This is a genomic window from Pseudomonas sp. GW821-FHT02H06, assembly GCF_059421525.1.
Genome location: NZ_JBWKVD010000025.1, coordinates 17,301 through 29,900 on the forward strand (window position 1 = coordinate 17,301; position 12,600 = coordinate 29,900).

At 59.4% G+C, this 12,600-nt stretch carries 4 protein-coding genes; 3 read left to right on the top strand and 1 reads right to left on the bottom strand.

Annotated elements, in window-relative coordinates:
* Window positions 1–63: 63 nt before the first annotated feature.
* The 3 genes from AC07VF_RS25310 (at window position 64) to AC07VF_RS25320 (ending at window position 9,222) form a co-directional block, all read left to right on the top strand.
* Window positions 64–1,692, top strand: coding sequence for a hypothetical protein (locus tag AC07VF_RS25310; protein WP_495007799.1), 1,629 nt, complete (start codon window positions 64–66; stop codon window positions 1,690–1,692).
* Window positions 1,693–1,973: 281 nt separating this feature from the next.
* Window positions 1,974–4,526 (top strand): hypothetical protein, encoded by a 2,553-nt coding sequence (locus AC07VF_RS25315; protein ID WP_495007800.1) that lies wholly within the window; start codon window positions 1,974–1,976, stop codon window positions 4,524–4,526.
* A 286-nt stretch (window positions 4,527–4,812) separates the two neighbouring features.
* The gene (locus tag AC07VF_RS25320; protein WP_495007953.1) at window positions 4,813–9,222 is read left to right on the top strand and encodes an immunoglobulin-like domain-containing protein; all 4,410 of its coding nucleotides are present in this window, start codon (window positions 4,813–4,815) and stop codon (window positions 9,220–9,222) included.
* A 42-nt stretch (window positions 9,223–9,264) separates the two neighbouring features.
* Here the strand turns inward: AC07VF_RS25320 and AC07VF_RS25325 are convergent, their stop codons facing one another.
* Entirely contained in the window at window positions 9,265–12,378 is a 3,114-nt protein-coding gene (locus AC07VF_RS25325) for an autotransporter outer membrane beta-barrel domain-containing protein (RefSeq protein WP_495031065.1), read from the bottom strand.
* Between the last annotated feature and the right edge of the window lie 222 nt (window positions 12,379–12,600).

The window sequence follows — 12,600 nt, forward strand, 5'->3', positions numbered from 1 at the left end:
GAGCCTTACGCCTTGCAGGTTATTCGAATGACTTGCCCGTTGCCACAAAGGAGATTCGATGTCATGAAGACGCTGATGGGCAGCCTTGCAGCGCTGCTGTTTTTGATCGGTCTGGACGCACAGGCCGTTAACGGTCCGGAGACGGCGCAACTGCTCAACAACCGCTACCAGGCCACGACCTCAACATGCGCAGCAGACAAGCCCGCTTGGTATTGCAACGGCGTTCTGGTTCAGGCGGAGCCTCTAGCGGCCGAACAAAAATTCTGGCAACACGGGGCCCAATCCTCGGCGCTAGGGGCCGAAAGTCTGATTTACCTGCGCAGGGATCTGAGTATTCATGAGACAGGCAAGGCGAACGGGGTCGTCTTCAGTGATCTGTTCACAGCGGCGGGCGACGGCAAATTGTTGGAGGTGCTCTGCGCGTATCCATTTGCCGCAGTGCTGGGCGCCAGTCGTACTGACGCCGGGTGTGCCCTGCCCACCGGCGCTCAGCCATCCTTGGCCGGTGTCGGGTCCTGCGCGGCAGTAGGGGTTACCGACACGCGGTCGTGGGTGGAGCATTTTCAGCAGACCGGCAATCAGGTGCAGCAGCAGTGCTCCTTGAGCGCGCTCGACCCGGTTCAATTCGCGGTCAGCCTTACGGCCCATGAAAGCCTAGGCAACGAATGGTCATCCCGCACAAATCAGCTGCAGGTCAAGAACTGGGACGACTCGGCACCAGACAGCATCCCAGTGCAAGCGTTGTTCTACGACGCAAGCAAGACAGGTGCGCTAATGGCGGCGCAACAGGACCAACGTGATTTTTTCGATGCCACCGGACGCTGGCTACCGATATTGCGTTTAGATCTGAACAATTCATCCGGCAAGGTCTTAGGGTTCAATTTGCAGGACCAGCTCTATGTCGGCTATCAGGTCGCGGCCAGACTGAATGCTCGATATGCCGACACGCGTGCCGAATGCCAGGATGGACAGCCTTCCTATTACTGCAATGGTGTGTTGTTTCGCTCTACCGAAGCGACAAGTGCCTTCCATGCGTGGAATCCCAGCCCCGGCTCAACCCAGAATAATGGTGTTTCTTTTTCCTACGCTCGCCAGGGCGTGACTATCAATCAGCTCGTATACAGCCGCCCGTTTGGCTTTACTTTCAAGGAATCTGCGGCGCCCGTTGTCTACCCGGCCACCGTTAGGTGCGCCTACCCGTATGACGCCGGCACAAGCGGCAGCCCCGATCCCTGCACCTTTCATGGTGCATGCGAAGCGTTGGGCGTCAACAGCGTCGCTTTATGGATGGCGCAATACGCCGGCAATCCGGGCAGAGGGTGTGCATTCGAGGGCGCGAGTGCAGCACAATTTCAGCTGAGCATGGATGTACGACGTGAATTTCCCGAGCGCGAAGACTGGAACGAGATCATGGTTGCTGCCTGGCCTCAGGACATTCCTGATCAACTGCCGCTGGAAGCACTTTTTTACCAGTTCGGCAGCACCGGGCTGGCCCATGCGCAGTTCATCCAGAACGACTACTTCCAGCAAACACAACGGTTCCTGCCCGTCGTCGCGATGAATCTCGCGGCGGCAGACGGCACGATCTTCACCTACATTCCCGCAGACCAACTGGCGCCCGGCACGCCCTCTTCTCGAGCATCGGGCGAACACCATGACAGCGCCCTGAACAGCCCCACCGTTGATGAATGACGCGGCCATTTCCCTCAACAAGGCAACTCATCTCGAAACTTTACTCGCGTACGCTCTTCCCGCCATCGGATAGCGACGTCACAGTGCTCGCGTTGCGTTTCGTCCCCATCGGCGGTCTGAGCCCCCCGCTTAAGGCAGTGAGGGTGGCGACTACATCAGCATTGTCGTGGACGACCCGAAAGCCGACCAAAGGCAGCCGAACCTGTCACTTCTGACAGTAGTCAGTTCCCTCAATCCGGCGCCCAATGACTCCTGGAAATTTCCCGACAGGAGTCAACGCCATGACCTCAGCGCCGCGCAACTCGTCTCGCCCTTCCAGCGGCACCAACGCTCTCGACACGCTGGAAATTCCCGGTCGCATCAATCAGCCTCTTCCCGAGCCACCCGCTGCGCCCAACCAGACGCTATGGGGCATCAACCACGGCGCCGTGCTGGATAACTTTCCGCAAAACGGATTGCAGCTCTATATTCCGGCGTGGTCGACCATGGGTACCGGCGACAGCGTGTCGGTGTCGCTCCTCTCTGACCCTGAGCATAATCCTGGCCAGCCCGTGGAGGTCACCTCGGAGTCCATCACGGCGGATGAGGTCAACCAGCGGGTGACTGCCTTTATTCAGGCCAGGCACCTCAATTCCGGCATTTACACCCTGTGGTACGACGTGAAGCGGCTGGGCCAGGAAGTTGAGCGGTCCGACCCCACCGACATAATGGTCAAAATCGAGCGCCCCGGTGGCAAAGATCAGGACGGGGATACCCCCGGGCATTCGGCACTAAAACTGTCAATGCCGCAGGAGATCGTTTTATTTGGTGTGGATATAGATGATGCCAAGGCGGGCGTGCCGGTCACGATTGCGCCGTACCCTGAAATGGCTGAATGGAACGTCATCAAGCTTTCCTGGGGCGGGAAGTTTGTGTACCACAAGGTCACTGCAGACGAAGTGAATCAGCCGATCGTGATCACCGTCGAAGAGGCAGTCATTCTTGAGGCTGGAGACTCAGACAATGAAGGCCTGGCCGTGACCTATGAAGTCTACGACATCGTCGATAACCGCTCGGAGGACTGGGCGGCCGAGATCCGTATCACCGTCAGGACCGATACCTCCCGGCTGCCCTCGCCGATTGTCCGTGAAGCAACCAGTAACGTGCTGGACCTGGACACATTGGGGAGCAGCCCGGTAACGGTGGTGGTCTGGGCGTCCAATAATCGCAAGATGACGAAGCAACTCTACAAATCATTAACGCCGCAACAGGCCGCGCAGTTGCGCGCGTCGATGGGCAAACAGGCACTCTCGCGTTTCGGGGAGGTCAAGGATGGCTTCATCCTGGGCGACAAGATCGTGGTGAAGTTGACGGGCACCACTGCCGAGGGCCAGCAGGTCACCCATGAGGCGCCGGAAGTCATTATCGACGACTTGCCGGATATGTACGAGATACAGATTCCCAACGCCGTGGTCCGACAGCTGGCTCAAACCCAGGCGGCTTTCTCTTATTATTTGCTGCATCAGGACAGTACCAGGTCGGAGTCCAACGGGGCGTTCATCAGTGTCATTGGCGAGGCCGTGCGCATGGCCGCGCCGGTTGCCCTTGATGCCGAACAGGGCGCGATCAGTCCGAACCTCCCCATCACGACCGTGCAGATCCCGTGGGATGACAGCATGCTGGCAGGCGACCAGCTCGTCCTGAGATGGATCGGCATCCGGCCTGACTTGAGCATTTACGACCCGCTGTTGAGCCCGCATAACATCACCAACGGCGAAGCGACCAACAAGGCTCCGATCAATATCACCGTGCCGGGCACGCACCTCAAAGCGATCGAGGGCGGCACCCTCGGGTTGTATTTCATCCTCATCAGAGATGTGGAAGGCAGGCCCGTCAACCGCGAATCTGCCCGCGCCGCAACGCTGAACATCGGCCAGCCGCTTGCCGAGTTACTGGCGCCAGCAGTTGCAGGGATCGATGCCTATGGAGTGATGGATCCCCAGTTACCCGGAACAAAGCTGACCGTTACGGCCTACCGGGAAATGGCCATAGGCGATGAAGTGCATTACCTGTGGCATGGCATCGCTTTAGACGTGGAAGACTGGATCACGATCACATCACTCACCCTGAACAAAGACATAGTGTTCGAGATTTCTCAAGCAGCTATTTCAGGCAACAAGGGCGGCACTGTCGAGGCCTCGTACTGGGTGAAGCGTGCGGATCGCCGCAGCGATTCCGAAAAGCTGGTGTTCAGCATCGGTCAGCCGGTGGTGCTCGACCCTCCCGTGATCAGCAGCATCACGGACTCCAACGAGCAGGAAATCCCCGACAACGGTTCGACAAACGACACCAGCGTGACCCTGCGTGGCACCGCGGCACCCAACCTTGGCCTGGAAGTATTTGACGGCACTACCTCCCAGGGCAAACCGGCTGCAGACGCGGACGGCCAGTGGATGTTCGGGATCAGTGGTCTGGCTGTTACATCCCACGCCATAAAGGCCAAAGGGCTGTATGGCGATCAAGCGGAGTCGGCGGTGCGCACCTTCAGCGTCAACGCCATGCCTGCCAATCCGGTCATTACCAGCATCAAGGACTCAAGCGGCGACGAAATACCGGACCACGGCACGACTTCCGACCGAAGACTGACCTTTGCTGGTACGTCCTATCCAAACCTGGAAGTGAAGCTCCTGGACGCCCCGAGCGAACAAGGAGGAGGCGCGCAGCTCGGTACTGTGATGGCCAGCGCCAACGGCCAGTGGACATTAGAGGTCACCGTTCTTGAACACCCTTCCCATCGTGTCTGGATTCTGGGTAACGGAGCGCCCTCCCGCCTTCGGTATTTCACGTTGGTATGAAAAGCGAGTGCGGCGGGGACATGGGGTTCACGCCGCGATGAATGTTCAGCTCGACAGTGCTTATCAACCTGGGGCGCGACACCTGTAAGGCCAGTCCAGGGCCGGCCGGTGGATGGCGCTCCCGATCAAATCTCCGCTGGGGAGTCGACGGCAGCTTATGCAGACGTTTTGCTGCCAATCCCCGGTCAGCGTCCCCCCCTGAACAAGGAAGCTCACCATGAAACGAGACTCAGGCACCCTCCTCCCACCCTCGGACGGCGATTACTCGATACTCGCGTTGCGTCCGGTGCTGATCACTGGTCTGGTCACCCCCGTCGAGGGCGGTGACGGCGGGATCAATATCGACCTCGTAGAAGACCCGGACGGTATATTAGTTTCCGTCGACCCCTGGCTGCGCATGCAGGAGGGCGACCTTGTCGAGTTTTACTGGGACGACACTCGGGTGGACAGTCACACGGTGGTCGCCGACGATATCGACAAGCGCATTGGTTTCACGCTGCACACCGACTGGGACATGCCTGACTGGGCTGAAAGGGTGTTCTACAGACTGACCCGCACCGGCACAAACACGCCCGAAGACTCAGTGCCGTTGCGCCTGCGGGTCAAACTCGATCGGCCGGGAGGCGTGGACCAGGATCCGCATAAACCCGGGCACTCCGAACTCAAGGCGCCAGAGCTGCCGGAGGACATTGTCAATAACGGCGTTGATAAAAATTCGGCAGCCGCTGGCATCCCCGTGACCATCCGCAATTACCCCGGACGTAAGGCTCGCGACACTGTCGAGTTGCAGTGGGGCACTGTGTCTCTCCGTCGGCAGATCACTGAAACCGAGGCCGGGGGCGAAGAGCCTATCGTCATCACCGTCGATCAGGACGCCATACTCGCAGCTGGCAATGACCCAGCGCTGCTCGTCCACTATCAGGTCTACGACGAGGTGCGGAACTTCTCCGAGGACTGGTCGCTTCCGACCTACGTAAAGGTGGACGCCGGCGCCTGGACGCTGCCCGCACCGATCATCGAAGAAGCCTTCAACGGGGTGATCGACCTCGGCGATCTGGGCAGCGCCGACGTCACGGTGGTTATCAACATTACCGTGGGTCCTTTCCATATTGGCGACACCGTGACCATGACCTGGCTCGGTACCCCAATCACAGGTGCGCCGGTGACGCATAGCCAGACCGTGACGGTGAGCAACATCCCGTCGATCTATTACACCACTGTCCCCAACGCACTTGTGCGCGACTTGCTCGGCGGCGCCGCTAAAGCGTCCTACGTCCTGAACAAAGCCAGCGGTGAAATGCCGCAGTCATCGAAAGTGGCAATCGCCCGAATCACCGGCGTGGCCCCCCTGAAAATCCCGCGCATTCTGGAACTGATCGGTGATGTGCTCGACCCGTTCGAAGAGCGCGTCCACGTGGAGATTCCGGTCTACGTCGGCATGGCCAATGGCGATCTGATTGAACTGATCTGGCTCGGCACCCGCGTTAATGGCACGCCCTATCTATATGAAACCCAACACTTCGTGACCGCCAACGACGTAGGCAACGTCGTTTATATCCCTGTGATGGGCGAACACATCGCCTTGCTTGAGAACGGCACGCTGGACGTCAGCTACCGGGTATTCAACGATGTATCCACGGTGCGGGTCTCGGAGCATCTGCTCGTCAAGGTCGGACAACACCTGGCCGAACTGCCTGCGCCGAGCATCCTCGAAGCGCCGGGCGGCGAGCTCGACCCCGAGCTGAATCCCGGTGCCGACGTCACGTTACAGGTCAGTTATAACGGCACGGTCGCCGGAGACACGCTCACCTGGTACTGGCTTGGTCATCCGCTGGAGGGCAGCGGCAGCGACTGGCTCCCCATCACCACTGCTATTGCCGGCAAGCCGGTCGATTTCAAGGTTCGGCGGCCCCTGGTCGATGCCAACATCAATAATGTGGTGAGGGTGCTGTACACACTCAAACGCGGCGCCACCGGCCATTTTCAGTACTCGAAAACACTGGATCTGGTAATCGGCAAACCCATTGGCGAACTGCCCGCCCCCACCGTACTGGAAGCCAGCAACGGGGTGCTTGACCCCATCAAGGCGCAGGCCGGTGTGACCGTGCAGGTGTTTTACAAGAGCATGCAGCCGAAGGATACCGTCACCATGATGTGGCTGGGCAGTCCGGGGGCCGGTTCACCTGCCGACCAGGAACAGACGGTCAGCGAGAATGGGCCAGTCAACTTCATCGTGCCCGCTACCGTGGTCGGCGCGAACATTGGGCGCGGTGTCAGCGTGTCCTACCGCGTCAAACGTTACATGGCAGAGCAACAGTCCATCGCCTTGATGCTCTCTGTACTGCCCTTTGGCGACCCTGACAAGGACTTGCCGCATCCGGCCATCACCCAGGCCGACGGTCAGACGCTGAACCTGGCAACCTTCACCGGCAACGCGACGACGACCGTGGGCAAGTGGCCTTTTGCTGCGGCGGAGCAACGCGTGTGGCTGCGTCTTGAAGGGGAAACCGGCAGCGGCGGCGTCTACAGCATCACGCTGCTGGATGACGCGGTGCTGACCAGTGCCCAGGCCACGAATGGTCTGTCCGAGAGCGTCCCGCGCACCGAGCTCGAAAAACTCGGGCAGGACACCCGTCTTGAGGTGATCTGTAATGTCGCCTTCGACCGCACCGCCAGCGAGAGCACTGCCGTGCAGTTTCCGCGAACGGCGTACACCTTCAAGCTGCACCATGACTGGGTCAACCCGCAGATCGTCAGCGTCAGCGACAGCGAGGGCGAAGTGGTTGACGGAGGGACGACGTTCGATACCACAGTGAGCATCAGCGGCACTTCCACCGTCGAAACCGAGCTGGAAATTCTCGACGGTGGCACGCGTCTGTCCACCGTGACTGCCAGCAGCAGCGGCGTCTGGAGCGGATCCCTGCCGGGATTGACCGTGAAAACCTACAGCCTGAAGGCCAGCGCGCTGGATGGAAGCGGAATGGTTTCGCCGCCCCGTCGGTTTGATGTGGTGGCCAACCTGACGCCGACCATCACTCAGGTGCTCGATTCAAACGGGCCAATCAGCAACGGCGGATCGACCGTCGAGACCAGCGTCACAGTGTCCGGCCAGGGCAGTCCCGATCAACAGATCGAGCTGTTTGACGGCAACACCTCCAAAGGTACGGCGCGTACAAACAATGCCGGTACCTGGTCGTTGACCGTTTCGGGGCTGACAATTGCGTCGCATCCGCTCAAGGCCAAAGCGTTATATGGCACGGAGCCCGAATCAACGGTCTGGACAGTGATCGTCGCGGTCGCCGTCACCCCAACGATTACCAGCATCAAGGACTCGAAAAACGTCGAGATTCCGCCCGACGGATTTACAGTGGATACCGATGTCGTGGTGACGGGGAGCGCCAGTGCGAACCTGCAGGTCGAGGTTTTTGACGGTGCGGCGACGCTCGGCAAAGTCAGCGCCAGTGGGGCTGGACAATGGACACTGCCTCTGACCGGCCTGAACGTCGCCGTCCATAGAATCAAAGCCAAAGGCGACTACGCAAGCTACCCGGAATCTGCGGTGCGAAACTTCACGATCACAGCCTTGGTGACCCCGACCATCACCCAGGTCGTAGAACCCGATGGAACGCCGGTGAGCAATGGCGGTTCAACTTACGCCAACACGGTCACTGCGTCGGGCAAGGCGTCGATCGGTCAGTCCGTGGAGGTGTTCGACGGCGCGTCTTCCAAAGGCACTGCCAGCGTGAACACCAACGGCGACTGGTCGCGGTCAGTCAGCGGCCTGTCGGTCGGCGCCCATAGCCTGACTGCCAAAGCGTTGTACGCGAGTCATCCGGTGTCCCCACCGTGGACGTTCAATGTTCAGGCGGCAACGGCGCCAACCCTGAGCGTGCGCGACTCAAAAGGCGAGATCAATCAGGGAGGCACCACCACGGAGACCACCGTGACGGCATCGGGCACGGCTGCGCCGAACGAACAAGTGGAAGTTTTCGACGAGAACACTTCCAAAGGGAAGACCGCAGTGGGGGGCAACGGTAACTGGAGCCTGTCGGTGGGTGTGGCGCTGGGTTCTCACCGTCTCAAGGCCGTGGGGCAATACGCTGAAAATCCTGCATCGGGCGTGCGTCAGTTTTCGGTTATTTCTCCGATACCGCCATTTGTCCTGGATCCGTCGTCCGTTTCGCTGAATGGTGGGCTATGGGGGTTGGCAGGTTACCCAGGCTATGAACCTTTGAACTGGCCAGCAGGCACGACTTACCGAAGGACTCCAACCAGCGGGGTGGCACCTTACACGTACACATCCAGCGATGACTCAAAAGTGCAAGTCGACAGCAGCGGCCTCATCAAGTCGGTATCGAACGGCACGGCGACAATTACCGTTCAGGACCAACAAGGACGTCGAGGCAGTTACGCTGTAACGGTCTCCAATGTGGTCCTGGTGTACGGACTGGGAAACCGCAGCTGGCCAGATGCATCTCGAACAGCCGCAGGGCGCGGTTTGAGAATGATGAGCATGGACGAGCTTCGGCAAATCTATAGTCAGTATGGCAATAGATTCCCAATGGGTGATGCATCTTATTGGTCAACAGATGCCGCTGGGCTAATAAGCAATAAGACGAAAAATATGGTGAACGGAACTGAAGGTACGGGATATACGACAGTCCCCGGCGGGTGGTGCAACGTTATCGCTAGGTGAAAAGGATCAGGAGAGCCCTATAGGGCTCTCCTGATACCGGGATCACCAGCTATACCGCAACCCCACATTCGCCCCAAACGGTTGCTCGATGTTCTCACCGTTGGAGTAATCGAAATCAGCATGCACCTGCAGGCTGTCTGAAAACGCCACGGCAACACCCGCCCCCAACTCACCTCGCGAGCCGGACAAGTCATTGTTGAACACGTTGTTGTTCACCTGGACTTCGTTGTTCTTCGCGAACTCGTGTACACCCGCCACCCGAACATACGGCTGCAACACTTTGCCGTCACTCATCTCGAAGTTGCGACCTGCCGTCATGCCTACCTTGCCCAGCAGCGAACGAGTGCGATCGCCTTCGGCACGCATGTCGTTGTTCAACTCGTAATCCTTGCCCTGGATCACCACGGCGGACAACTGGCTGTAGGGTTCGATGAAATAGCCGTCGTTCAGCTTGATGTGTCGACCAAACTCCACCGAGCCACCCGCGCCCGAGTTGTCGTAATCACCCTTGGCGCGCGTGCCATCGCTGATACTGACCTTAGAGTCGTTGCGGAAGCGGTTGAACTTCAACACACCGTCGAAATAGTAGCCGCTGGCCTGGTCCATCCAGGTCGTGTAAATGCCGGCGTAATAACTGTTCACCGTGCCCGACGTACCGCGACTGAGATCAAGATCGGATTTGCTGTGCCCGGCCAGTACACCCACCAGCCACTGCCCGTCGCCGATTGGCAACGGAGCATCGGCGCCGAGGGACAGGCCCTGCTGCGTCTGCTGATAACCCACACCCGACGCTTCATCGACGTTGTATTTGTTGCCGTAGGTGCGCACCCAGCCGCCCGCCTTGCCGCCGTTGAAGCGCAACTCACCCATGCGGCTGCGCAGCGACGTCAGTTCGCCGTACCAGACCGTCGGCGCGGTGTTGAACAGCGCCAGCACCGAGCGCGTGCCGGGGCTGATCGTCGCGGTATTCGGGTCCAGAAACCAGTCGGTCCCGCCAGCGCTGTTGCTGGCCGACGCCAGTTGATAGGAATAGGTCCCCACGTCCACCGCACGATCGCCCGCCAAGGTAAAGGTCGCGTTACCGCCCCCGGTCTGCACGACAGTCAAGGGCTGTGGTGACGTCGGGTCGGCGCCCGAACCTGCGATCAGCAAGGTATGGCTGCCCGTCGCAGAACCGGTGACGTTGAGCAGGTCGTGCTCGTTGGTGAGGTAGTCCGCGTCCATGACGAAGGTGCCGTTGCCGGACAGGGTGCCGACGTTGAGCTGGTAGAACGCGTTGGTTGCGCCAAACCTCACCGTGCTGTCATTCATTGCGAGTGAGTTGAGGGTATTGGTACCCGCCATATCCCAAGTGGATGACCCTGCGAGGGTGGCGCTGTCAACGTTGATCAAGTTGCCGGTGAACACCGAGTTGTTGGCCAGCGAAACAACGCCGCCACCAGAGATGATATCGCCGGACATCGAACTGGCATCCAGGCTGACATTACTGCTGCTGACATCGCCTTTCAGCGTTGAGCCGCCCAGCAACTTCAGCAAACCTGCCCCGCCGATCGACGTGACATTGCCGACTATCGAACTGGCATCAAGGCTAACGTCGTTGCTGCTGACATTGCCTTCCACCAGGGAGCCTGCCGCCAGCGACACAACGCCCGCGTTGCCGGTCGAGGTGACATTGCCGGCTATCGAACTGGCATCGAGACTGACGTTGTTGCTGTTCACGTTGCCTCTTACCAAAGAGCGGCGAACCAGCTTGACGGCACCTGCTCCGCTGGCCGACGTGACATCCCCGGTAATCGAGCTGGCGTCAAGACTGACGTTGTCGCTGATGACCTGACCTTCTACGGTCGAACCGCCGACAAGCGATACAACACCGGCGTTGCTGGTCGACGTGATATCACCCTTCATTGAACTGGCGTTCAGACTGACGTTATCGCTGCTGACGTTACCTTGCAGCGTCGAATCCTCCACCAGCGATACCACGCCGGCACTGCTCATCGACGTGATATCGCCGATCATCTGACTGCCGTTCAGGCTGACGTTGTCGCTGTTGACGTTGCCTTCCAGCACTGACCCGTTAGCCAGCGAAACCACACCGGCGCTGCTGGCCGAGGTCACGTTCCCGGTAATGGAACTCGCATTCAGATTGACCGCATCAATACCGGTGACATCCCCCGTGAGCGCAGAGCCATTGTTCAGCGCCAGGGTGCCGCTGCTGGTGGTATCCGCCGAAACGTTACCGATCAACCGGCCCTGATCGAAGGTCAGGTTGGCAATGCTGCCGTTGGAGATAGCGAAGTTACCGGTCACTTCACTGCTCTGCAGCAGCACGTTCGCCGTCGCCGTGTTGGAAACTTCCAGCGCATTGCCGTTGCCGCCCGTCAAGGTGGTGCCGTTGAGCAGGTTGAGGTTGGCAACCATCCCGCCGCCCTGACCATTGAGCAGGATCGCAGCGCCGTTGGTGCCTTCTATGTGGGAGCCTTCGATATTGATCCTTCCCTGTCGCACGTTGGAAACGTCCATGCGGTAGGCAAGACCATTCAGGCCCCCCGTCACGGTGCTGTCGCGCAGGGAAATGTCCGAGCCAAAACCTCGGACCCCATAACTGTTTCCGGAAGTGCCGGAGATCACCGCCCCGGTTGCATCCAGACTGCTGCCAAAGGAAAGCGACGCGCCGCCAGTGGAACCGGTAATGGTGCCGCCGTTGATCAGGAACGAACTCCCGGGTCCGGTGGCGACTTGCGTGCCGAACAGACCCAGACCGTTTGTACTGACAACGGTGGCATTGTTCAGTATCGCCGAGCTGTCGGTGAGCACCAGCGCGTTGGCACTGCCGCTTGCGATAACGCTGGCACCCGAGATGTTGGCCACAGCACCTGGAGCACTCAGGTTGACGCTGCCTGCCGAACTGCCTGTATTGAGATTGACGACGCTGCCTGCACCTCCACCGTTGATCGACAGCGTTTGTGCGCCGTTGTTAACGGTGAGGGTAGAACCGGTGGCCAGGGTCCAGGACTCGGGCGAGTCGCCCTGATTGACCTCGGTAGACTCGCCAGGTGACAACGCGCGCGCCTGGGCCACGGCACTGATGCACAGGGCCAGAGAAATGAAGGTTGAGGGTTTGAAATATCGAGAGGGGATAAAACGCAATTCAGCCATGACCAGCTCCTTGGGAATAAACGCCACTCCCGCGGAACCAGCTATTAAGCGCCGCAGGATAAGGGCGCGAAGACTACATTCTTCAAATCCATATCTGTTGTAGGACGTTTCCTAACCTTTTGAGCGCAGCTTCCTACAATGCACTTCGCCTGCCGTTTACCGCCCGATTTGGAAACCTGACGGATTAAACACCAAGGCCGCGTGACGCAGCCCTGGTGGTAT